17 protein-coding genes are annotated in these 25,251 nt (G+C 45.6%); 7 read left to right on the top strand and 10 right to left on the bottom strand.

Annotated elements, in window-relative coordinates:
- The first annotated feature begins 152 nt into the window (after positions 1-152).
- Positions 153-2,606: a glycerol-3-phosphate 1-O-acyltransferase PlsB gene (plsB, locus tag IW644_RS12560; RefSeq protein WP_269917888.1), complete on the top strand. Its 2,454-nt coding sequence runs from the start codon at positions 153-155 to the stop codon at positions 2,604-2,606.
- A 291-nt stretch (positions 2,607-2,897) separates the two neighbouring features.
- On the opposite strand, the gene ilvA is transcribed toward plsB, so the two are convergent.
- Complete coding sequence (gene ilvA / locus IW644_RS12555; RefSeq protein ID WP_269917887.1) at positions 2,898-4,445, bottom strand: threonine ammonia-lyase, biosynthetic; 1,548 nt, start codon at positions 4,443-4,445, stop codon at positions 2,898-2,900.
- Positions 4,445-6,295, bottom strand: a complete 1,851-nt coding sequence (ilvD, locus tag IW644_RS12550) for a dihydroxy-acid dehydratase (RefSeq protein WP_269917886.1) — start codon at positions 6,293-6,295, stop codon at positions 4,445-4,447. Before ilvD ends, ilvA begins: the two co-directional genes overlap by 1 nt.
- Positions 6,296-6,723: 428 nt before the next feature.
- Between ilvD and IW644_RS12545 the strand changes: the two genes are divergently transcribed.
- Positions 6,724-7,341: a trimeric intracellular cation channel family protein gene (locus tag IW644_RS12545; RefSeq protein ID WP_269917885.1), complete on the top strand. Its 618-nt coding sequence runs from the start codon at positions 6,724-6,726 to the stop codon at positions 7,339-7,341.
- 200 nt (positions 7,342-7,541) lie between these two features.
- Positions 7,542-9,056: a YifB family Mg chelatase-like AAA ATPase gene (locus IW644_RS12540; protein WP_269917884.1), complete on the top strand. Its 1,515-nt coding sequence runs from the start codon at positions 7,542-7,544 to the stop codon at positions 9,054-9,056.
- A 19-nt stretch (positions 9,057-9,075) separates the two neighbouring features.
- Here IW644_RS12540 and ilvY read toward each other — a convergent pair whose 3' ends face one another.
- Positions 9,076-9,948: an HTH-type transcriptional activator IlvY gene (ilvY, locus tag IW644_RS12535; RefSeq protein ID WP_179985055.1), complete on the bottom strand. Its 873-nt coding sequence runs from the start codon at positions 9,946-9,948 to the stop codon at positions 9,076-9,078.
- A 157-nt stretch (positions 9,949-10,105) separates the two neighbouring features.
- Here ilvY and ilvC point away from each other — a divergent pair, with 157 nt between their 5' ends.
- A complete protein-coding gene (gene ilvC / locus IW644_RS12530; protein ID WP_269917883.1) occupies positions 10,106-11,584 on the top strand; it encodes a ketol-acid reductoisomerase in 1,479 nt (492 codons plus the stop codon).
- A gap of 150 nt (positions 11,585-11,734) precedes the next feature.
- Here ilvC and IW644_RS12525 read toward each other — a convergent pair whose 3' ends face one another.
- Entirely contained in the window at positions 11,735-12,985 is a 1,251-nt protein-coding gene (locus IW644_RS12525; RefSeq protein WP_269917882.1) for a multidrug effflux MFS transporter, read from the bottom strand.
- Positions 12,986-13,124: 139 nt separating this feature from the next.
- A complete protein-coding gene (locus IW644_RS12520; protein WP_269917881.1) occupies positions 13,125-15,110 on the bottom strand; it encodes an alpha/beta hydrolase family protein in 1,986 nt (661 codons plus the stop codon).
- A 276-nt stretch (positions 15,111-15,386) separates the two neighbouring features.
- Here IW644_RS12520 and IW644_RS12515 point away from each other — a divergent pair, with 276 nt between their 5' ends.
- Entirely contained in the window at positions 15,387-17,225 is a 1,839-nt protein-coding gene (locus IW644_RS12515; RefSeq protein WP_269917880.1) for an autotransporter assembly complex protein TamA, read from the top strand.
- Positions 17,222-21,124, top strand: a complete 3,903-nt coding sequence (locus IW644_RS12510; protein ID WP_269917879.1) for a translocation/assembly module TamB domain-containing protein — start codon at positions 17,222-17,224, stop codon at positions 21,122-21,124. The genes IW644_RS12515 and IW644_RS12510 overlap by 4 nt, the downstream gene beginning before the upstream one ends.
- A gap of 41 nt (positions 21,125-21,165) precedes the next feature.
- Here IW644_RS12510 and IW644_RS12505 read toward each other — a convergent pair whose 3' ends face one another.
- Both IW644_RS12505 and IW644_RS12500 read right to left on the bottom strand, forming a co-directional pair.
- On the bottom strand, positions 21,166-21,786 hold the full coding sequence (locus IW644_RS12505; RefSeq protein ID WP_269917878.1) for a hypothetical protein: 621 nt from the start codon (positions 21,784-21,786) through the stop codon (positions 21,166-21,168).
- Positions 21,779-22,285 (bottom strand): RNA polymerase sigma factor, encoded by a 507-nt coding sequence (locus IW644_RS12500; RefSeq protein ID WP_269917877.1) that lies wholly within the window; start codon positions 22,283-22,285, stop codon positions 21,779-21,781. The genes IW644_RS12505 and IW644_RS12500 overlap by 8 nt, the downstream gene beginning before the upstream one ends.
- A 138-nt stretch (positions 22,286-22,423) precedes the next feature.
- Here IW644_RS12500 and IW644_RS12495 point away from each other — a divergent pair, with 138 nt between their 5' ends.
- Positions 22,424-22,774, top strand: coding sequence for a hypothetical protein (locus IW644_RS12495; protein WP_269917876.1), 351 nt, complete (start codon positions 22,424-22,426; stop codon positions 22,772-22,774).
- Between the two features lie 51 nt (positions 22,775-22,825).
- Here IW644_RS12495 and IW644_RS12490 read toward each other — a convergent pair whose 3' ends face one another.
- Genes IW644_RS12490 through IW644_RS12480 form a run of 3 tightly spaced genes read right to left on the bottom strand, consistent with a single transcriptional unit; the run spans position 22,826 to position 25,185 of the window.
- Positions 22,826-23,728 (bottom strand): DMT family transporter, encoded by a 903-nt coding sequence (locus IW644_RS12490; RefSeq protein ID WP_269917875.1) that lies wholly within the window; start codon positions 23,726-23,728, stop codon positions 22,826-22,828.
- A gap of 9 nt (positions 23,729-23,737) precedes the next feature.
- Positions 23,738-24,736 (bottom strand): D-2-hydroxyacid dehydrogenase, encoded by a 999-nt coding sequence (locus IW644_RS12485; RefSeq protein ID WP_442864438.1) that lies wholly within the window; start codon positions 24,734-24,736, stop codon positions 23,738-23,740.
- Between the two features lie 11 nt (positions 24,737-24,747).
- Positions 24,748-25,185 carry an acyl-CoA thioesterase gene (locus IW644_RS12480; protein WP_179985066.1) on the bottom strand — a complete coding sequence of 146 codons (438 nt, stop codon included), beginning with the start codon at positions 25,183-25,185 and terminating at the stop codon, positions 24,748-24,750.
- Positions 25,186-25,251: the final 66 nt, after the last annotated feature.

Raw genomic sequence — 25,251 nt, 5'->3', positions numbered from 1 at the left:
GCTTAAATACACAGATACTTTTGAACATCTTGAACTAACCGCTAGGTAGGAAGTCTGTAAAACAAGCAAATCAATAACATTGGCTCGTCGCGAGATTGTGACGCGATTGTGTTACACTTCACCCGTTTTTATTTCATAGGATTACATAATTCATGTCGTGGATGCGAAAAGCCCTTTTGTCGGTATTTCATTATCCTGTTAAGTTACTGGTAAAAGCTCACAGTATTCCAGTTAACGTTGAAACCGAATTAGGAATAGATAAGAGCAAGCCTATTGTTTATCTACTTCCCACAAACTCAGTGACCGACCAGCTTGCGCTGAGAATGTCGACCAAATACCTAGGCCTTCCTAGCCCAACAGACACACTTACACTGGCAGGTAGAGAGTATTCGTCTACTCTGTTTTTACGTAAAACCCAGCCTCTTTTTCGCTCGTCAGCGAAGGATACGGGTATTGAAGATGTGTTCACTGACCTTTTCCACTTACACCGAGACCACGAAAACCTCGACCTACAGGTAGTTCCTGTGTACGTAACCTGGGGCCGAGCACCTGGGCGCGGTAAACCAGGGCTAAGCGACTTAATTGCTGATAACGCTGCACCTAGCTGGCTACGTAAACTCTTCATCGTGCTATTTTTAGGCAGAGATAACTTTATCAATTATTCTAAAGCTGTCTCAGCACGCGCTATGTCAAATCAACATGGTAGTGATCAAAGCATTGCTCACAAGCTTGTACGCGTAGCAAGTACTCACTTTCAGCGTAAGCGTCAAAGTATGACAGGCCCTACGCTGCTAGAGCGACAAGAACTCAATAACAGTGTATTGGGTTCAGATGCCGTACGTCGTGCAATCGCCGAAGAGTCGAAAAGCAAAAAAGTCACCCACGAAAAGGCCAAAGAGCGAGCTCAAAGCTATATTACCGAGATTGCGGCTGATTATCGCGAAGGGCTTATCCGCTTTGGCGACAGACTGCTTACTCGTATATGGAACAAGATTTACAACGGCATTAGCGTAGGCCACGCAGACCGCATTCGCGAGCTGGCAGCTAACGGGCACGAAATTATTTATGTACCTTGCCACCGCAGTCATATGGACTATCTGTTATTAACCTACGTGATTTATCACGAAGGTATGGTAACGCCTCACATTGCAGCAGGTATCAATCTTAACTTTTGGCCTGTAGGAAAAGTATTCCGCCGAGGAGGGGCTTTCTTCCTTCGCCGGAGTTTTGCAGGCAACAAGCTTTACACGGCCGTGTTCAGAGAATATTTAGAGCTGCTGTTTAACAAAGGCTATTCGGTAAAATACTACCCTGAGGGTGGGCGCAGCCGCACAGGTCGTTTAATACCGCCGAAAACAGGTATGCTGGCCATGACAATTCAAGCCATGCTTAAAGGCGTTAACCGCCCAGTTAGTATTGTTCCTGTCTACATTGGCTATGAAAATGTGATGGAAGTGAAGAGTTACCTGAACGAACTTAAGGGTTCGAAGAAGAAAAAAGAGTCTAACCTTCAGGTTTTCTCCGCCATTCGTAAGCTTAAGAATTACGGGCATGGATATGTGAACTTTGGTGAGCCTATCGCTCTTAATCAGTTCCTTGAAAGCCATGTGCCGAATTGGCGCGACTGTCGCGATGCCGAACCAGAGAAGAAGCCTGCTTGGTTAACGCCTGCCGTTAATCAATTAGCTAACAACGTCATGACGCGCATTAACCGCGCTGCGGCACTTAACGGCATGGCATTAGCTTCGCTATGTCTACTGTCTTCTAAAAGGCAGACTATGAGTGAGGTTGAGCTTAAACAAGCCATGGATGACTTCATGAACTTGTTCAAAACAGTGCCCTTTAGCGATGACGCCACTATCCCAGATTCATCAGCACAAGAATTGCTTCGGGATACATTAAAATTAGGTCGTTTTGACGTTAAGGAAGACGATTACGGTCGTTTGATAAGTCCTCAGCCTAAATCTGCTGTATACCTGACCTATTATCGCAACAATATTTTGCATTTGTTCGCCATACCAGGTCTTATCATGGCGTCTATCTTCGCTAAGAAGGGCGCAACCAAGAACAGTATTTTCCAACTGATTGCAGCACTTTATCCTTTGCTACAAAAAGAACTGTTTTTACATCTAACACAAGATGAAGCGCTTGCGCATACTGATGCGTTGATCACCGCGATGTTAGACAACGGACTGCTGCGCCAAAAAGACGGTGAGCTTTTACCACCAGATGCACACTGCAAGCAGTTCCATTCTGCTTGGTTATTAAGCCGCTGTATGCAAGAAACATTGCAGCGTTATGCCGTAGTGCTGACGATTCTTGATAAAGAAAAGGTGATTAGCCGCAGTGCATTAGAGCGAGAAAGTAAACAAGTCGCTGAGCGCTTATCAGCCCTTTATGGCTTAAGCTCTCCTGAGTTTTACGATAAGAACGTACTTTCTAGCTTTATCGGCGCACTAAAAGATAACCATTGGTTAGATTCAGAAAAAGACGGCTGCTTAAAATACTCGGAAGAGTGTGAAGCCTTGCGAGCTGACGTGATGGCGCTGATATGGCCTGAGATGATTCAGCATTTGGAAAATGTTGCGCTTAACTCGGCAAATTAGCGTTGTAAGCAACAAAGACTATCGCTTTGTTAAAGGCGTAAAAAAACCCATGCATCCGCATGGGGTTTTTATTGGCCGTATTCCTAACTTATACCTATATTTCGATAGGCACTCAGCCAGGCCTCCATAGAGGCTGATATAGTAAAGTTGAAATAGTGCCGCTTTGTATCGCTCCTCGGTAAACCTGCGCTTAACGTGAAGCAATACAAAGCGAAAAAAGGTTTAAAACGAGCTAAGTTTCGCTTTTGAATGTATAGCTATCAAAGGCTGCTGTGCATAGCCGACAAAACGTTATGCTGGTTGCGACAGAAAAAAGCGATACGCAGGGTTATCCGTTACTTCTTCTACCTTATAGCCCAATTCAGCTACATGCTGGTTAAAGTCATCCCGGCTTTCTGGCGCAATGTCAAAACCAACCAATACCAAGCCTTCCGCAGCTCCGTGGTTACGATAGTGGAATAAAGTAATGTTCCACTGCTCGCCCAATGTATTTAAGAAGTTTAGTAGTGCACCTGGGCGCTCCGGAAATTCAAAGCTGAACACCTGCTCGTTTAAAATGGTCGGCGGGCGGCCTCCTACCATATGCCGAACATGAAGCTTTGCTAACTCGTTATCAGTTAGGTTAACGCAGTCATATCCTTTACTTTCAAGGTCACTTTGAAGGGTCGCGAATTCTTGTTGACCGCCTTTTAGCTTAACTCCAACAAAAATATGCGCTTCGCTCTCACTTGCATAGCGATAGTTGAATTCAGTAATCGCTTTTGCCCCAACGCATTCACAAAATTGTTTAAACGCGCCTTTAGTTTCAGGAATTTTAACGGCAAAAACGGCTTCTTTTTGCTCGCCTAATTCACAGCGTTCAGACACATAGCGCAGGGTGTGAAAGTTTATGTTTGCGCCACATAAAATACCGCCTAGCTTTTTACCTTTAAGGTCATGTTGCTTGGCATATTTGCGAATTGCCGCTACCGATAATGCACCAGCAGGCTCGGCGATAACGCGAGTATCATCGAAAATATCTTTTATAGCCCCGCAAATCTCATCATTGCTAACCGTAATAGTTTCATCAACTAAGCGGTTACACAGGCGAAAAGTTTCTTGCCCCATTACTTTCACAGCCACGCCATCGGCAAAAATACCTACGCTTTCCAACTCAGTAGGCTCGCCTTGCGCTTTTGCTTTAATGAAACAGGCCGACTCTTCTGACTCAACGGCTACAATCTTAATACTGGGTTTGAGTTGCTTTAAGTACACCGCAATGCCCGCGGCTAGACCGCCACCGCCAACAGCAATAAACAAAATATCCAGGTTTGGGTTTTGCTCTAACAGTTCTCGTGCAACAGTACCTTGTCCGGCGATTACATCGGGGTTATCGAAGGGCGGAACAAAGGTATACCCGTGGGTATCACACAATGCTTTGGCATGGTTGCTTGCCTGGTCGAAGCTGGTGCCATGCAAGACTACATTTACGTTATCACCACCGAAACGACGTACAGCGTCCACTTTAATGTCAGGGGTGGTTTCGGGCATCACGATAGTTGCTTGAATGCCCTTCATTTTTGCACTGTATGCTAAGCCCTGGGCATGATTACCCGCTGATGCGCCAATAACGCCAGCTTGTAACTGTGCTTCACTCAACGAACAAATACGGTTGTAGGCGCCGCGCAGCTTAAAGCTTTTTACTGGCTGCTGATCTTCTCGTTTCAAGAAGATCTCGTTGCCAAGCTCCGCTGAAAGCAAAGACATATAAGACAGCTCACTGGCCACCGCCACATCGTAAACGGGAGCGAGTAATATCTTTTTCAGATACTCGTGGTCGCTAACGTGCTCGTTTTCCATTACAAGTCTTCCAACTTAGTGACATCGCGCACCGCACCTTTGTCGGCACTGGTTGCCAGCGCTGCAAAGGTCTTAAGTGATGTAGACACTTCGCGTACACGATCTTTCGGTTTCCAAGGCTTATCGCTTGCTTCCATTTTTGCACGGCGCTCGGCAAGTGCTTCATCAGAAATAACGATGTTGATGCTTCGGTTAGGGATATCTATTTCAATCTTATCACCGTCTTCAACTAAGCCGATGCCGCCACCGCTGGCAGCCTCTGGTGAACAGTGACCGATAGACAAGCCACTTGTACCACCACTGAAACGCCCGTCGGTTACTAGCGCGCAGTGTTTACCCAGCCCCTTCGATTTCAAATACGACGTTGGGTACAACATTTCCTGCATGCCTGGACCACCGCGAGGGCCTTCATAGCGAATAAACACGACGTCACCGGCTTTTACTTCGTCACCTAAAATACCTGCCACCGCATCATCTTGGCTTTCGTAAATACGGGCAGTGCCGTTGAATTTTAGAATGGACTCATCCACACCTGCGGTTTTTACAATGCAGCCATCTTCCGCCAAATTGCCATAAAGCACCGCTAGGCCACCTTCTTGGCTAAATGCATTCTCGATAGAGCGAATGCAACCATTTTCACGGTCGGCATCGGCCTCATCCCAGCGACAATCCTGGCTGAAGGCTTTAGTAGTGCGAATACCCGCAGGACCTGCACGGTAAAAGGTTATCGCGTCTTCGTTTTCAGGGTTAGTGATGTCCCACTCGCTGATAACCTCAGTAAGCTGCTTGCCTAAGACGTGATTAACATCGGTATTTAGTAAGCCTGCCTTGTTCAACTCGTTCAAAATACCCAGTACGCCGCCGGCACGGTGAACGTCTTCCATATGATATTTAGGGGTAGAAGGCGCCACTTTACATAAGTGAGGCACTTTGCGAGACAAGCGGTCGATGTCTGCCATAGTAAACGGCACTTCGCCTTCCATTGCCGCTGCTAACAGATGCAAAATGGTATTGGTCGACCCACCCATGGCAATATCCAAGCTCATGGCATTCTCAAAAGCTTTAAAGTTGGCAATGTTCCGCGGCAATACGCTTTCATCATCATCGCCGTAGTAGCGCTTACAAAGCTCTACAATTTGCTTACCGGCTTGCTTAAACAAACCTTCACGGTCAGCGTGAGTGGCCAGCATAGAGCCATTGCCCGGTAGTGATAGACCTAACGCTTCAGTTAAGCAGTTCATTGAGTTTGCAGTAAACATACCCGAACATGACCCACAAGTAGGGCAGGCAGAGCGCTCAATTTCGTCAGTATCTGCATCGCTCACTTTATCATCAGCAGCCGCTACCATGGCGTCAACCAAATCAAGCTTAATCAGCTGGTCTGAAAGCTTGGTTTTACCCGCTTCCATTGGGCCGCCAGATACGAATATAACGGGCACGTTCAAACGCATAGACGCCATTAACATTCCCGGGGTGATCTTGTCGCAGTTAGAAATACATACAATGGCATCCGCGCAGTGTGCGTTCACCATGTACTCCACTGCATCAGCAATGATTTCGCGAGACGGAAGACTATACAGCATGCCGCTGTGACCCATTGCGATACCGTCATCTACCGCTATAGTATTGAATTCTTTGGCGACACCACCGGCTTCTTCCACGCTGCGCGCTACTAGCTGACCGAGGTCTTTGAGGTGAACGTGCCCAGGTACAAACTGCGTAAATGAGTTAGCAATAGCAATAATAGGCTTGCCGAAATCAGAATCTTTCATTCCGGTTGCACGCCATAGCGCACGAGCGCCGGCCATATTTCTACCTTGTGTGGTAGTTGCAGAACGTAACTTGGGCATAAATCCTTCCCGTTAATTTTAGGTGCTAGGGTGTAATGCTAGACCTTTATGTGAAACTTAAAAACAGTGGTAAACCAGTAATGCTTTGGCTTGTCTTCCATTACGCGCTGTTTTACTCAAAATTGCATGTCATACTGATGATGTATTAAATCATCTTAGGTCGTTCAAACGAAGGGCGACAAAGCCTTACTGCTTACAGATCAGTAGCGCTTTGTTTTATATGATATCTTTGACTTACAATGCCGTATTCCTTTGGCATTATAAAAATGAAATGTTGTTCGTTAGGGGTTATGGCTTTTCCCCTACACGCAATGCGCGATAAGTCGCGAATTGGTATTGCGCAAAGAAATAGCATGAAACACACGGTTTGATCAAGTTTTTTGCGGTAGAAATAGCGGGTTATTAAGAGTAGTAAAAGGGTAATAAGCATGTTCGATTGGTTTCACTGGTTAAACCTAGCAGGCGTTGCCGTGTGTGCAATTTCAGGCACCCTTATGGCTTATCAAAAACGTATGGACGGATTTGGCGTGGTAGTGCTTGCCAGTGCTACAGCCATTGGCGGCGGTACCTTGCGAGATGTGATGCTAGATGTACCCGTGTTTTGGATTGCCGATACCGATTACTTGTACACCACGCTAATTGCCGCCTTTATACCCATTGTTTGGCTACGAATTAGCCCACGCTTCCCTTTTCACTACCTGTTGATCGCCGATGCTTTTGGGCTAGCACTTTTTAATGTAGTAGGCATAGAGAAAGCCTTAGCCAACGACACAGGCATGGCAGTGGCGGTAGCAATGGGCACCATTACTGGCGTGTTTGGCGGCTTGCTACGAGACGTTATTTGTCGAGAAGTACCTCTGGTACTAAACGGCGAGCTTTATGCGATGACTTGTATTGCTGGCGGTATTGTATATGGCATCGCACTTGAATTTAACCTTGCTACCCAGTGGTGCGGTATTGCAGCCCTTGCAACCACCGTATTGTTTAGACTAGGCGCCATGCGCTGGCATTGGCAGCTACCTGTATTTTACAACGATCATCATTAGCATCTAACCTTCGTTGCCGAGCAAGGTAATCAATGGCCTAGCTCGGTGAGTATTGGCGATAAATCCCATCGTTAGTACAGTTACATCTTCATTGCATTCTCTCTAGAGTTTATGCCCAGTGCGTTGACTATTTAGCCGCACTTAAGTTTTGAAATTTCAATTAGGCGAACAATGAGTGTGTAAGAGAGGGTGTTCACAATATGGGAATGGCTGTTGTTAAAACCTTTGCAGGGCAGGGGGTGTCTGCACCAGAGGTAAGTGTTGAAATTCACTTGGCGAATGGCCTACCTGCCTTTCAACTGGTCGGTATGGCGGAAACCAGTGTAAAAGAAGCCCGTGAGCGGGTACGCAGCGCGCTGATTAACAGTGGTTTCGAGTTTCCTGCCAAACGTATAACGGTTAATTTAGCGCCGGCTGATATCCCAAAGTTTGGCGGCCGGTTCGACCTTCCTATTGCCGTTGGCATTTTAGCAGCATCGGGTTACATTTCAGATATTAGCTTGCTTAATATTGCCTTTGTGGGCGAGTTAGCGCTAAACGGTGAGATTAAACCGGTTAACGGGCTTATTCCTGTAGTGATGACGGCAGCGAACGAAGATATAGCCCTTGTGTATCCGGGAGATAACGATGTTGAAGCAGCCCTGGTTTCCCACGCCACACGCTTCCCGGCCTTCGATCTTCTATCTGTTTATGAACACCTTACCGGTAACAAAAAGCTCGCCAAAGGTCAGCCTTTCACTGCTCACTCATCACGCAATTCCCCAACTGGTTGGGACGATATTATTGGTCAAGAGCAGGCTAAACGAGCCCTAATTATTGCAGCTAGCGGGGCTCACAATCTACTGATGGTAGGTCCGCCCGGCACAGGTAAAAGCTTGCTTGCCAGCCGAATGTTGTCGCTATTACCGGATATGAGTGAAGAAGAAGCCTTGGAAGTCGCGGCTATTCACTCAGTGAAAGGCGAAAAGCTAAATGCTGAACGTTTTCTAACCCGCCACCTGCGCTCCCCCCATCACACAAGTTCTGCGATAGCGCTCACTGGCGGTGGTTCTAACCCTGTGCCGGGAGAAATTTCGCTGGCCCACAACGGTATTTTGTTTTTAGACGAGCTCCCCGAATTTGGCCGAAAAGCGCTGGATGTATTGCGCGAACCGCTTGAAACTGGCGACGTGCATTTATCCCGAGCATCAGGAAGTGCAACCTACCCCGCAAATTTTCAACTCGTAGCCGCCATGAACCCAAGTCCTACTGGGGATATTGACGACAACCGCCTGACACCCCAGCAACAGCTTAACTACTTAAACCGTTTGTCAGGCCCGCTGCTAGATAGAATAGATATACAAGTCGAGGTGCCTAGACTACCAGACTACGACTTGCCAGAGCGGGGCAATAGACCTGACGACTCGTTACATGACATGCGGGAAAGGGTGATAGCTGCACGGCAAAAACAAGAGTCTCGACAAGGCAAACCCAATGGCGCTTTACACGCAGGAGAGCTTGCCGACATCTGTTTGCTAGATGACGCAGATCTCCTATTTTTACAAGCAGCTGCGAAACAACTTAATTTATCTATGCGCGTATTTCACCGCACGTTAAAAGTGGCTAGAACCATTGCCGACCTTGAAGAGGAAAAAGCCGTATCTAGGGCTCATATCGCGGAAGCGCTGGGCTATCGAGCTCTCGATAACCTTATAAAGCAGCTCAGTGCTAGCTAAGCGCAACTAATAAAATAACTTACCCTCGGGAATGCAGGTTTAGCTGCATAAAGGCATTGATAAGCGGTTCGTTTTGCTTATCTTGTAAACAGCATAGGCCAAGGGCATAAGGCTCGATATCTTCAACCTGAATTTGGGTTACCGCATTAGCCATACTGGAGTGATCGAGCACTACCTTTGGCACAAAGCCTACACCACACTCTAGCGCTACCATGCTTACAATAGCTTCGTTACCGCCTACATAGGCATACACGTTAGGCCGAATACCGTGCTCGGCAAACCAGTGATAGGCGGTGCGTCGAGTTGGCCCGGTTTCAGGCATTATCACCTGATGCTTGGTCCAATCTAGCTGACTTAGCTGAGTAAGTCGCCATTCCCTTGGCGCAATAAGAACCAAAGGCACGTTATCAAGGGCGGTGAAATGCAGATCTGTCGGCATGTCAGGGGTATAGATAGCAATAGATAAATCACACTGCTTACTTTTAACTTTCTCTATAGCAAGGGCAGGGTCACCGGTTATTAAACGTATATCGACCCCAGGGTGTTGTTGCCTAAACTGCCTTAGCATAGCGGGCAAATGGCTTTGACTGGCAGTTACCGAGCAAAATACACTTAGTTCCCCCTGAAGTGCATCACTATCTTCTTTTAAGTCAATTTTTAATTGCTGCCAATCAGCTAGCGCTTGTTTTGAGAAGGATAGTAGCTTGTGCCCACTATGGGTGAGCGCGACTTTGCGGTTATCCCGTTTAAACAAGGTACAGCCTAACTCGTCTTCAAGACGCTGAATTACACGGCTTAACGTAGATGGCGATACATACATGGCCTCGGCGGTGACGCCGAAGTGTAGGCTGGTAGCCAGGTGGTTAAAGAGCTGTAAACTGCGAAAATCCATATGCATTTCACTTTTTGCAATATTATCTTGCAAATATATCATTTTCCAAAACAAAAGAAATCTTTTAGTCTCACTACCAAGTCGTCATAGACGAGGTCTGTCAACGCCAAGGTCGGTGTTTGATATTGACAAAAATGAATGTTGTTCGGAAATTTTTATGGCTAATTATTTCAACACCCTGTCACTTCGCCAGCAGTTAGACCAGCTTGGCCGCTGCCGTTTTATGGCACGCGATGAATTCGCTGACGGTTGTCAGTTCTTAAAAGGCAAGAAAATTGTCATTGTAGGCTGCGGCGCGCAGGGCCTTAACCAAGGCCTGAATATGCGTGACTCAGGGTTAGATGTTTCTTATGCGCTGCGTCAGGCAGCGATCGATGAGCAACGCGACTCTTACAAACGCGCTTCAAGCAATGGATTTACTGTTGGTACATATCAGCAGCTTATTCCAGAAGCTGATGTAGTTTACAACCTAACACCTGATAAGCAGCACGCAAGTGTAGTAGAGGCAGTAATGCCGCTTATGAAAAAAGGTGCAACCCTAGGTTACTCACACGGTTTCAACATTGTTGAAGAAGGTCAGCAAATTCGTAGCGATATCACAGTAATTATGTGTGCGCCGAAAAGCCCTGGCTCAGAAGTACGTGAAGAATATAAGCGTGGCTTTGGTGTGCCAACACTAATAGCTGTGCATCCAGAAAATGACCCTGAAGGTAAAGGTTGGGATCAGGCTAAGGCACTGGCAAGTGCAACTGGCGGTGACCGCGCAGGTGTACTTGAGTCTTCATTTGTGGCTGAAGTTAAATCTGACCTTATGGGTGAGCAAACCATTTTATGTGGTATGCAACAAGTTGCAGCAGTACTTGCGTTCGAGAAAATGGTTGATGACGGTATCGACCCAGGTTATGCAGGTGCGCTTATTCAGTACGGCTTAGAAGCTATTACTGAAGCACTTAAGATTGGCGGTGTAACTAACATGATGGACCGTCTATCAAACCCTGCAAAAGTGAAAGCGTTTGAGCTTTCTGAGCAATTAACTGATTTACTTCGTCCGCTATTTGAAAAGCACCAAGACGACATCATCAGCGGTGAATTCTCTCGCACCATGATGGAAGATTGGGCAAATGGCGATGCGAACCTACTTAAGTGGCGTGAAGAAACCGGTGAAACCGCGTTTGAAAACGCACCAGCTTATGAAGGTGAAATCAGCGAACAAGAATTCTTTGACCACGGCATTTTACTAGTTGCCATGATCAAGTGTGGTGTTGAGGTTGCGTTTGACGTAATGGTTGAAGCTGGAATTCTGCCTGAGTCTGCGTACTACGAATCACTGCATGAAACACCGCTAATTTCTAACACAATCGCACGTAAGCGTTTGTATGAAATGAACGTGGTTATTTCAGACACAGCAGAATACGGAAACTATTTGTTTGCCAATGCAGCAATTCCAATTTTGCGTGAGAAATTTATGCCTACCATCGATACCAGCGTTATCGGTAAGGGTTTAGCTTCTGCTTCTAACCAAGTAGAGAACAAACGCCTTGTTGAAATTAACGAAGCCATCCGCTCACACGGTGTGGAATCGGTAGGTAAGACCTTGCGTGGCTACATGACTGATATGAAGGCCATTATAGGTTAGGACAGTTTCTGTCGTTAGGTGCTTAACTAAGCCCTCTTGCCCGACCATTTTGGTCGGGCTTTTTTATGCCTGTAACTCAGTGAGTCACATATCCTTTTACAGCGAACTGTTTAGCTAACTCAAAGCAGTTACTAACAACCACTTATCTCTTTAAGAAACACCCACTTCTCGAACACGCTCAGCGAAGCGAACTGATGCGTAAGCTAATGCAAAAAAGATAAGAAAGCCCCAACCGATGGGCATCAAGTTTCCATTCAAAAAACTATCAACGATCAGAGCAACGGGCACCGAGAATAAGCTTGAAAAGCAACCAATAATTGCAGCACCTAAACCTGCCATATCGCCAAGAGGCTGCATGGCCATAGCGTTTAAGTTACCAAACAGTATGCCCACAAAGAAAAAGCCAACGAACATGACGGCCACGGTTGGAATTAGTGGCGGCAGACCATCGTACGCAAACAGCAATGCTAGATACACCACCGCAAACCCATTTACACCTTTTAGCGCAAATCTACACAGCTTGCGCATGCCGAAACGCATTACCATTTTACCGTTGAAGTAAGAAGCAAGCCCGATAGAAAAGGCAAGGGTAGCGAAGATATACGGGAACCACTCTCCAACATTGTAAAACACGGTAAATATAGTTTGTGACGCGCTTAAATACGCCAAAAACGCCCCGAAGATACAACCCATAGCAAAGGTATAACCCATAACTTCTGGATGGGTCAGAATAAACTTTGATGATTTAAAAAAGTGTGCCCGCGAGAATTTTCTACGCTTTGCACGAGGCAAGGTTTCGCCTTGACGAGAAAAGAACCAAATCCCCGCCATAGTAGCAACTAGCAGAAATAGCGTGAATATATGGAACCAAGATGTCAACTCCATCACAGTTTGCCCAATAATTGGGGCCAACATGGGCACTAAGATAAACACCATCATGATAAACGACATGACTTTTGCCATGGCATCACCTACGTAGAGGTCACGTATAATTGCCATAGAAGCTATACGAGGGCCAGACACCCCAAACGCTTGAATAACCCGCCCCACCAGCATGGTCTCTAGGTTGGTAGCCAGCATACACACAAAGGTACCAAGAGCAAAAATACACAGCCCGACAAGAATAGTTAAACGACGACCACGGCTGTCTGAAAAAGGACCAAAGAACATTTGCCCAAACGCCATGCCTAAAAAGAACACAGTAACAATTAAATGGGTCTGATGCGCCTCTTGCACATTAAGTGACTCACCAATTTGAATAAGGGCGGGCAACATAGCGTCTATACTAAGTGCCACCAGCGATGTCATGGTCGCCATCAAAGCAACAAATTCAACAAGGCCAAGGGCGGGCTTTTGCACAACTGCAGTATCATCAGATACGCCATTAGATGTCTGGGGCATAAAGTCTCGAATATGAAATTAAGTGAGGGAATTAAAAAAGGCGCGAAACCGTCGCGCCTTAATTAGTATACCTGAAACCTGGTTAAAAAGCCGTCAAATTTGGCTATCTTATCTTAAATACTATTACCTTTAACGAGTGTTATTCCTCTGACAGACTAGCTGTCACCGCCTCGCCGTTCTTAGTCGGTTTTAAGTATTGGTCTAAAAATATATCCATTTCTTTAAAGAATAGGTGGCGATTGCGCTGAATAGAAAGGCTATGGTCTCCATTTTCAAGCTCTACGTATTTAAAAACTTTGTCGTAGTCTTCTAACTCATCAGCCATGTAGCGACTATGAAGGGGTGGAACAATACGATCTTCTTCGCCATGCACAAGTAAGATAGGCGTTTTAATTCCTTTCGCGTTGTAATAAGGCGAGCGCGCTTCTAAATCATCGTAGTCGTCACCAATTTGATTTTTAACAAATTCGTTATTCAGGAAACGGCGAGAATGAATGATGACGTGCTTAAGCGAACTGACACCAGCAAAACTTACAGCGCATTGAAATAGTTCAGGGGTTTTAACCGTTGCCATCAACGCGGCATAGCCACCATAACTTGCGCCAACTATGCACATATTATCTTGCTCTGCGTATCCCTGTTCTACCATCCAACCTGCGGCGTCAGTGATATCGTCTTGCATAGCTAGGCCCCATCCTTTCATTTGGCTTTGCGCAAAACTATAACCATAGCCTCTTGAGCCTCTAAAGTTTGGCCTCAACACCGCGTAGCCTTTCGAGGTGAAGTATGCAGTCCAGTAGTCGAAACCGCTGAAATCTCGAGCCCCCGGCCCGCCGTGAGGATGAATAATGGTTGGGAAGGGCCCGTCCCCCTTAGGAAGGGTTAAATATGCTTCAATCTTGATACCATCTCTGGCTTCGTACTCAATAAGTTTATGCTCGGATAGTTTCGTCGAGTCTATTTGGCTGTATTGCTCAAATAGCATGTTCAGCGTGCCTTCCTTGCGATTACCCAATAAATACACACCGGGCAATATGTCAGACTCAGAATAAACAATATAAGTTTGCTCATCGTCACTGAAACTAACTAACGTGTTGTTATAATCAGGAAGGCCCTGGTCGATACCGTTTTGAAGTGCAACATAGCGTTCATCCCAATAAAATCGGCCATCATGACGCACGCCGATAGCATCTCGCGTAACGGGTGAATAAATAAGGCTGCCGTTGACGTCATAGCCTTCGTCGGCATATACCTCAGTTCGTTCGTTGGTTTTAAGGTTTAAGCTATATAATGCGCGATAGTCGCCCTTGTAGCCTTTGTAATAAAGAATATTTGGGTCTTTAGCAAAGCCCACTGGATATTCGCCCTTCTCCGTCATGGCGTTATAGGCAAACAAGGTTCGCCAGCCATCTTCTTCTTTTAGGAAGACCTCGCGCTCACCGCTATCATAATTAAGTGAAACGCCAATACGAACGTTACTTTGTTGATCGGTAAGCCAATCTCTAATGCGCTTTTTACCGCGCATAATGCGACTTACGCCTCCTGTGTTGACATTGACTTTATACACTGAAGGTAAACCTAGCACCTCGGCATCTATTGCTATAAGTACATGATCTGGGTCATCAGGTAGCCAATCGATAACGTCATCTTGAAATTGGGGAATGTGGTTAGGATTACCGGCCCGACGCTTAATTCGTTCCCATTCAACCATATTAAACGCGCCGCCCTCGCCATCGAATTTGATACTTAACAAGCGGGTGTCATACACTTTTGTGGTACCTCGGCGAGTTTCATAGCGCGCACTAACCACGACACGTTCATTGTTCACCCACTTGTACCAATTGATCTTTACACGTTCATTGTCAGAGCGAAGTAGGTAATGCTTTTCACCCTTTTCCAAATCGAAGGTGGCGAGCATGGCAAACGCATCTCCTTGTTCAACATTTTGAACAAAGGCGATTTTTGTTCCATCGGGTGACAAAGATGGCGTCCAATAGGTTGGCAGCGAACTAAACGCATCGTAGGCATTTTCCTGAGTAGTCGACTCAGCGCTTAACGTAGTCGAAATAGCTAACAATAGTAGGGCAATAAGCGTAGCTGGTGAGAAAGCCTTTTTGTAAGACATAACATTCCCTTGTAATTTTTTATTATGGGCTGAACTTAGCTAATGAGTAAACCTCAAAACTATGTTAATTCGAGTATACAAATTTGTGACCAAATGTACAAAAAACCGACCCCTGCGGGTTAATATAGATAATATTGACGCAATAATTTGATCTCTCGTCGTACTTTGCGAATACAAAATGCAGATATGGTACTATTAACCACAGATATAATATGGATTTTACCCTAAACCAGTAAGCTTCTAAGCCCAGCGTTACCTTAAGGATTTAGTCTTTTCATGCCTTCAACTTGGAGCGGGCTTGCCACTTTGCAAGGCCTATTTTCCCGACAATTAGTGCGCAAAATATCCAAAGCATGCTCTTTATTAGCTAAGGCGTTGTTGTGCGTGCAGCTGTGCTTGCTGTGCACGGTATCTTTTGCTCAAGAGTCAATTACCTACGATGTTCAAGGTGTAGAAGACGCTAAGCTACGTAACAACATCCGACTGCATTTAAGCGGACTTGATGTCGAAAAAGCACTACTAACTGACCCTTATTGGCAAGACGAAGTGGCAGAAGCGGTGGCGACGGCAGTACAACCCTATGGATTTTACAACAGTGAAACCAAGGTACGCATACAAGAAGGGGACAAGGTCACAGTAACGGTTGCGTTGAATACTCCTCTTACTATCAACAAAGTTACCCGAGAAATCATTGGTGCTGGACGTGAAGATAAAGCATTCAGAGAGCGTTTTAACTCACTTAAACTCAAAGAAGGTGATGTGTTAAATCAGACCATCTATGAGTCATTTAAATCTTCCATGTTTAACTACGCCCTTTCCAACGGTTATTTTGATTATTTCTGGCAGGCAACACGGCTAGATTTAGTACGTGACGAAAAACAAGCAAACGTGCTGCTAATTGCGCAAAGCGGACCTCAATATAAGTTTGGTGAACTCAAATTCGTAGGTGATGATAAAGCTAAAGCGATTATTCAGCGCCTAAAACCTTTTAAAACTGGCGATGCCTATTCATCATCAGTGTTAGGCGATTTTAACAGACGTTTGAATCAGTCGGGCTATTTCAACCGAGTCATAGCAAGGCCGGTAGTCAGCGACGCAGAAGGCTTACTGGTTCCTATTGAAGTCTCGCTTCAACACAGACCTACCGATGCATTCAATGTCTCGGTCGGTGCGGCTACTGATACAGGTCCGCGAGTACGTTTAGGTTGGGAACGTCCTTGGGTAAATGACAAAGGGCACTCGGTTTCATCAGATATTTTCATTTCAGAGCCTGAACAGTCGGTTACCGCCGACTACCGCATTCCAATGAAAAATATCACTCGCGACTATGCCAGTATCGAAGCGGGCTACCAGTTTATTGAGTACGCCAATACGTCATTTGAAAGCGAAACCCTTTCTTTGTCAGCACATAGATACACGCAACAAGATGGTTCGCCCTGGCAACATGATTATTCAGTAACCTACCTTAGAGAAACTTACGATCAGGGGGACCTTGATACCAATACCACCTCGTTAGTTTTACCTGGCTACTCAATAACCTACCGTGATAAAGACGACGAGCTCAACATTGGCAACGGCACCTATGTTCAAGCGCTGGCTCAATACGGCAAAGAGGGTTTTGGCTCAGATATTGATTATGCTAAAGCGGCCGTTGAAGCTATGTTAATTCGTACATACGCTAATAAGCATAGAATAACCTTACGCGGGGAAATTGGAGCAATTAAAACAAACTCTTTCGATGATGTGCCTGCTTCGCTTCGCTTTTACGCGGGCGGCGACCAAAGCGTTAGAGGGTTTAGCTATCGTGATTTGTCGCCGAAAGCAGAAGTTATTGACCCAGAGACTGGCGAATTTGATGTTGAATCTATTGGCGGAAAGTACCTAGTCACCTCAAGCATAGAATACGCTTACTCAATTGCAGACAACTGGCGAATAGCCGCTTTCTTAGACGCGGGTAAAGCTGCAAACGATATAAGCGACTCCCTCGCTTATGGTATAGGCCCAGGGGTTCACTGGCTGTCACCTATTGGCGCTGTAAGAGTATATTTAGCCAGAGGGCTATCAAAACAAGAAAATGCTTGGCGTATTCACATCATCTTGGGGCCTGAGCTATGAGAAAACGTACAGTTTCTGCCATCTTGCTCTCGCCTGTACTGCTATTGGTTGCCATTTATGCGCTACTCATCAGCCCGTTGGGCGGTCCAACGGTAAAACTTATAGCGAACAGCTTTGTTACAAACCTTTCCATTGATGATATTGATGGCAGTTTTGCCGATACCCTTGAAATACACAATTTACACTGGGAAAACGCGCAGTGGCGCGTGGCATCGCAGTACGCCTATATTGATATAACGTGGCGTTGTCTTTTTGAACCAAAAGTCTGCGTAAATGAACTCACGCTTGAAAATGCCACGTTAACGCAACTCGCTGCTGCTCCAGAAACCGTTGAAGAAACCAACACTGGCGATGAATTTTCTTTGCCTATTCCCATTGAAGTAGGGTATCTAGCGCTTGCCAATATTAACGTTGAGCTTCTTACCACAACCGTTGAAGTGGATAAGCTAGAGCTTGCAGGTTTCAGCGGCGACCAGACGCTGGCTCTTGACAGTTTAGCGACAAAAGGGGTTCGTATAGCCCTGTTAGAACAAAATACAAAAACAAGCTCACCAGCAGCAAATACGGCCTCTCGAGCTCAGCCTTCCACGTCAAAACAGACACCTAAACAAAGTGCTGAAAAAACAGCAGGGCAAGCGACACCAGATGAAGAAAGCGCCTTGCCTAAGTCATACTCGCTTAGCTACGAGGTGCCTGAATTACCAACAATCACCGCTCCAATTCCCATATCGTTTGGTACTTTATTGGTTGAAGACTTAAACCTTACCCAAGGCGATAGCACACAACAAATAGCATTGATATCGCTGCTCGACGCACAGTTCAAAGGCAGTGATATTGCCATTGAAGAAATGGTTGTCGCGCATGAACAAGGGGAAGTAAAAGCAAAAGCGAGCGCCACCCTTAGCGGGAACTTCCCGCTAAGCATTGCAGCTAGAGCAAAGACAGTGCTTGATGATGCTCCCCTTACCGTAAACTTAAACGCATCGGGAGCACTTGATGATTTGGCCCTTTCCGTCAACACAAAGGGGGCTGTAAACGCCGACGCTATTTTGGCGGCAAACATTCTTAATACCGAATTCCCCATTGAATTCACTGCAAAGTGGCAAGAACAACCCATTCCAACAATGGAAAACGCCATATTAAAAGCAGGTACGCTGTCACTTGAAGGCACTATGGGCGATTACCAGCTAAAAGGCGCCGGTGCAGCAATCTTGCCAGACATAGGCAATGTGCCTGTATCACTGGATGTTGTGCTTAAAAAGAACAATATCTATGTCAATCAGGCGAATATTGAGGCGCTAGAAGGTAGCTTAGTCAATACGGGTACCCTTTACCTAAACGAGAGTATTGCTTGGGAGGGAAAAACCACGCTTTCAAACGTGTCTGCACAGCGTTTCAGCGCTTACGCACCTGAGAACTTAAGCGGCGAGATAGAGAGCATTTTACAGTACTCAGAGCGTGGCGGACTGCATATGAGCTTTAAAGATATGCAGGTATCTGGCGTGCTACAAGGTGAACCACTAGAAATAAAAGGCAACGCCGTGTATGCCGGCCCCAGTGACTTATTCGTTACTAACGTAAACATCGTGCAAGAAGGGGAAAATGAAAAGAACGTTATTCGAGCTATTGCACAAGTCTTAAACAAGCGTCATTTAAACGCCGATATTACTATTAACGCAAACACAATAAATAATCTTTACCCAGAAGTATCCGGTGCGATAAATGGTAAAATATCTGCCTCTGGTCCGTGGCAAAATCCACGTGCTAACGGCACGTTAGATTTATCCAACATCACTATATCACCAAATTTAAATGCCTCTGCTGCGCAGCAAGGACCGTTGAGCGGCGAGATAACACTAGATGGCACTTATAAAGATCACCAAGCACAGCTAAACCTTTCGTTACCCGATAATCAAATTGCCTTCAGCCTTAACGGTTCATGGGCAAACAATCATTGGATAGGTGAGATAAGCGATACCCAGCTAGAGCTTGCTAATATGCAATGGGCGTTATCAAGCCCGTTCACACTTGATATAGGCACCGCGCCTGCGACTGCCAAAATAGGCCAGCACTGCTGGACATCACGTCGCGAAGGAGAGCTGTGCATCTCGAACGTGAATTATCAAGACAGCAAAGCAAGTTGGGATATTAAAGCAACGTCACTACCTGTAGGGCTGTGGGCGAATGAATTAGTGCCGACCATGGTTTCAGCGCCTTCTGAAGCTACATTAAGTATTCAAACAAAAGGCAGTTATTCGCAACAAGATCCTATCGATGCGACTTTTACTGCGTCAATGAGTGCAGCCCCGTGGCAATTAGGTGAAACCAGACCATTAACGCTTACCATTAACTCATTTGAAACTAGCGGTAAAATAAAACAAGGGCAGCTGGAGTCAACCTCACTGATCTCCAGTCAAGATATCGGTGATGCAACACTCACGTTAAACACCCGACCGTTTGAAGAGGAAATACCTTTGGACGGTAAGTTGGTCATGGAGGGACTTGATGTAGCGCCACTGAAACCTCTTTCTCCCGCTATTCGCACCTTAACAGGGGTGCTTAACGGTAATATTACTCTTAGCGGATATGTCAATGACCCATCCCTAAAAGGCGAGCTTACCGTTTCTAACGGCGCAATAGATATTCAAGATACGCCTGTCACATTAGCCGACTGGAACCAAAAAGTAGTGCTTAGCGACCAAACTGCAGCGCTTGATGGCAGTTTTATACTCGGAGGAGGTAAAGGTACGCTAGAAGGTGAACTCGACTGGTCATCAGAGCCTAGCGCTAACTTTAAGTTAAAGGGCAATAGCTTTGAAATAAGACAGCCAAACATTCGTCTGAAGGTATCGCCTAATATTGATGTTGCCGCAACTAAAGAGAAGGTCGATGTAACGGGCGATATTAATATTCCGTGGGCCCGTATTGAAGTAGAGTCCTTGCCTGAAAGTGCAGTTTCACCGTCAAAGGACGTTCACTTGCGCGGAGAGCCAGACAAAGAAGAACCGCTGGATATTGTTCATGCATCTGTGTTGGTTAATATTGATAAAAACAAAACAGAAGAGGTAAAGCTTGAAGCCTTTGGCCTTACGGCTAGCCTATTCGGCGGTATACGCGTGAACACTCAGCCAGCGTTAGTTGGCTATGGAGACCTGCAAATAATAAACGGTCGCTACAGCGCCTATGGTCAGCAGTTGATTATTCAAACCGGCGAAGTGCAGTTCAATGGCCCAATCGATCAGCCCTTGTTGCTGGTAGAGGCTATAAGAGACCCAGATAAAACCGATGATGATGTGATAGCAGGTATTCGTATTGACGGGGCTGCTGACGCACCGAGCATCAACCTTTTCTCTGAACCCTCTATGGACCAGCAGGGCGTATTATCGTATCTATTAACGGGGTCTGGGCCAGATTCAGGCAGTTCAGCAGATCCTAACTACGCAGCACTGCTATTAGGTTTTGGGCTGTCGAACACGGAAACCCTTACCGGGCAGTTAGGCAGTGCTTTAGGCATTGATGACTTTAGCTTGAGTACCAATGAAAACTTGCTTTCTGTTACCGGCCAAATCAACGACCGGCTTTCGGTGGAATACAATGTGGACGTAGGTATAAAAGATAACGATGCCAATAGCACCTTGAGACGTCGACAACTTCCACCTGATTTGGCACTTAAATATCAGTTACTACCTAGCCTGTATTTAGAGGCAATCCAAACCACACTGGAAGACCAATCAGAATTTGCGTTAGACCTTTATTATGAGTTTTTTTTAGGTGATAACAGAACTCGCAAAAGCGATAACGGTGATGATGACAGTGATGATACCGATGAGGTTGATAATAATTCAGAGTCATCACAGAGAAGCAACGCTGAAACCTCAAGTTCCAGCAAAGACAGTTAAACGCACTGTGTTAATGCAGTGTATTAGTTAGGCTCTATTTTCTAGCGCTGCTGCGCCATACTTTCTAGCGTTTTGAGCTGCCGCTCGAAGCGCTTTTGCCTTTTGTGTGCCCATACATACCAAATCAACATTCCGATAGTCATTAAGACCATTACAATGGACATCTTAATAATTTTTTCAGGGGTAAGATCGCCGAAGAAATAACGCTCTAGAATAAAGGCAATGCCAAAAACTACGGCTACCCAGGTTGAGTGTTTGGTAATGAATGCGATTTTTACATTGTTTTTAATTTGTTTAGTGAGTCGAGTAAGGTGATTTGCTGTCTGGCTGTCTTTGTAGAAAGCCGCCACCCGTCTTAGCCACAATTGGTATATAAGTAATGGCAGAGAGGTGACCAACATAAAAAGAAACATCATTTGTGCTACAAGCGTCATATTTCCCCAATACTTGTTTAGAACGTAAATAGCGGGGATAACCATTAAGGAGTCAAATACCATATACCAACGCTGCTTTGTTCGTTGACTGCGCAAACTGGACTTTACTTCCTCAACATCGATAGTCGTAACTGGCTGAGTTTGCCATAGCGCAGATAGGGCCTCGTTTTGTTCGTTACCTACTAATATTGGCGGCGTCTTTTGATTTTCTTTATCTGAATTATGCATGCGGTTGCTCCTGCATGATACTTTGCTTGGCGCGTTTTAATATCACACCAACATGATTCTTAGTTAGGCCACATACGTCTGCTATTTCGTCGTAACTTAAGCCTTCAAGGGAAAGGGTAAGCACCTGTCTTGGTTGCAGAGGTAACGCTCTGACAGCGCGCAAAAGGCGTTCTAAAGACTGGTGTTGGCTAGACATTTCTTCTGGGGATTTTGTGTTACTCGCGTACCCGTCAGAGCCCGTATCATCGTGGTCGTATTGATGGGTATCAATACGCTTCACTTGACTTGCTACGTGAGTCACAGCGCGGTTGTGAGCAATTTTCAAAATATAAGTTTTTACGCTGCTATCGCCTTTAAAGCGAGACAGTCCTTGCCAGACTGCAACAGCAATTTCTTGCAATAGCTCTTGTTGCATCGCTTCGTTTGCCTCATAGCTGTTAGCTACACGGCCAAGTAGTGCTCCGTATTGCGCAAAAACATCTTCAAAACCCTGGCCCAAGGTCACATCCCTAATAGCAAAAACTGTTGTTATTTTATTGTGTTACTTCTATCAGTCTGCCCATACCAGTTTTTATTACAAACTTTTTTCGATGAAGCTGTAATTTTTTTGAACAACGCCCGACTACTGATAATAGAAATGAAAATAGAACATGCCGTATTGAGAGATGCAGGCACTTCTTTAAATGCTTCGACCTTAAATGAGGAAAACACTATGTCTACGTTAAGTTTAGTTTTGTTGATTGGCAGCATCACGTCGCTTGCGCTTTTTGCAAGCTACCTAGACGCAAAGTTTCAGTGGCGATTGAACGACTGGATGAACGGCGAGTGCAGTAACCCTTTTGTAAAAGCCGTTACTGACAAACAGCAGCAGCGTTTAGAAGATAAAGATGCGCAAATTAAAGCCCTGATGGCGCGCATTGAAACCCTTGAAACCATTGTCACTGAGCCTGCTTACGAGCTAAACAAGAAAATCAATGCGCTTAAGTAAACGATTTCTCTAGGGGTTGCTGAATTAATGTATAGTAAAGTTCAACAGGCACTAGCTGGATACGGGTGGGCGACGCATAAAGCGGGGCACTTTCCCCATTGCAATAGCGTTACCCACCAGCACAATCACGACGCCAAGTACGGATAACACACTCCAGGTATAGCCTTCAAAAAACGTTGAAATAACAAGTGCAACCATGGGGTATACCAGCACCACGTAGGCTGCCTTGTCAGCGCCCATCTGTTTTAAGAGCTTCATGTAGGCGCCAAACGCAAACACAGAACCAAAAATAGCCAAATAAACAAGTGATAGATAAAACTCAATGTGGGTAGGTATTTTCAATTCACCAGGCATAGTCAACGAGGTGATGAAAAGCAGCGCCATGGCGTAGCTCATGGCATAGAAATTCATCTGTATAACAGGCGTGCCCGAGGTCAAAATACGCTCGGAAATAACGTTGCCCGTTGACGCACAGAAAAAGCTGACAAACGCGATGGCAAGACCGGTGGCTAGAGCCGCGTCCATGGTTACTTTTGAAAACTCAGGCACAAACAAACACACAATACCTACTAAGCCAAAGGTGGCCCCAACCACTACTTCTTTTCTAATGGGCTCTTTTAGCCACCACCGGCGAAGTACAACGTTAATGTAAATAATGCATGAGCTCATAAGTGCTAGCAGCGCACTAATGATATGCGCTTGCGCAATATACAGCAGCGTGTAATTTAAGCTGTATAAGAAGAGCCCTACTGCCGCCATTTTCACATGAACGTGTAAGGGAAGTTTTAGCGGCAAACGTTTAATAACACAGTATGCCCCCAAACACGCCGACGCTAAGAAGTAGCGAAGCGCTATGGCAAACGTTTCTGATGTGTGTCCGATTTGATAGGTTATTGCTATCCAGGTTGAACCCCAAATTAGGCAACAAAGAGTAAATAAGGTCGCGTTGTTCATAACTGCGTTTTAACCTAAAAACTCTGTTAAATGGGCAAGGGCTTTATCAAGCAGCTTTTGCCTGGCCCCATTCCCAATCCACGCATTATGTGGCGATACCAGTAAATTAGGTAAGGGTTCTTTTAGTAATATGTGATCCACAGGCGGTGGCTCTACGCTCAGTACGTCTAAACCTGCACCACCAATCTTGTTGTGCTTAAGCGCATGGTAAAGCGCCTTTTCGTCAACCAGTCCGCCACGAGCGGTATTGATAAGAAAAGCTGTTGGCCGCATCAATGACAGCGTATCTGCGTTAATAAGCTTTTCGGTGTCTTCAGTAAGCGGGCAATGAAGGCTTATCACATCGGCATCGGGTAAAAGGGAAGTAAGGCTAGGGCGAGGGTCGTCTTGTTTACCGGGGCGAGCAGCAATACTCACTTTCATCCCCATAGCTTTGAACAATGCTTCTACACGCTTACCAAGTTCGCCGTGACCCACGATCACCGCGTGTTTACCTGCAAGCTCGATCACTGGGTGATTAAGTAAGCAAAAATGAGAAGAAGCGGACCATGCCTGCTTATCCATATCACGTTGATATGCCACAAAGTTCGTAGCCAAATTCAGCAATAAGGTTAACGCGTGCTGCGCCACACTATCAGTGCCGTAGCCCTCTACATTTTGAACGGAAATACCCGCTTGCTTACAGTAATCATGATCGATATTGTTCATACCAGTGGCCGTTACACCAATATACTTAAGCTGCTCTGCCAGCTTTAAATCTTCGGCGTTTAGCACAACTTTATTTACTAAAACCGCATCGGCTGCTCGAATACGCTCACCAACCTCTTCAGCATCAGTCTGCTGATAAAGTGTGACGTCGGCATTAAGACTATCGAGTACAGAAGTATCAAGGCTCGATAAATCCATGGTTTCAGCGTCTAAAAAGACAACTCGCTTTTTTTGCCCGTTGCGCGACGATTGTGTTTGGTTATCCTCAATTTTACCGTTCGAAGTATTGTGTTTTGTCATTGTCGATAGGCCTACATTACTTCCACAATAGATTCTAACGCTGCTTTCACGTTTACAGGAATGGGAATAGCTTTATCGGTCTTCCTATCAACAAATACATGTACAAATTGACCATGCGCCACGCGTCGCTTATTTTCGCCGGCATACACAGACAATCCATAGGTCACTGAACTTCGGCCAATTTTAATTACCCGCAGTCCAACAAAAATGTCTTCAGGGTATGCCGCCGGAGCCACGTACTGGCATTGACTACTTACCACATACGCAACGGTTTGCCCGTTGTGTATATCTAAATTGCCTTTTTCAATCAAAAAGCGGTTTACCGCGCTATCAAAAAAACCGTAATACACAACATTGTTGATATGACCGTATGCATCATTGTCTTGCCAGCGGGTGGCAATAGTGACGTTATAAGGGTAATCGGCAAGTGTCGGTGTAATATCAGTCATGATCAATCCTTGGCATATACATTTAGGTGAGTGTTGTTGCCCAATCAACACAAACAGTGAACATAT

Origin of the sequence: Alteromonas sp. PRIM-21 (genome assembly GCF_027563165.1) — a bacterium.
In the GTDB taxonomy this organism is placed as follows: Bacteria; Pseudomonadota; Gammaproteobacteria; order Enterobacterales; family Alteromonadaceae; genus Alteromonas; species Alteromonas macleodii_A.
Note: the sequence above shows the minus strand (reverse complement) of the source record. Positions and strands in the feature narration are given on the sequence as shown.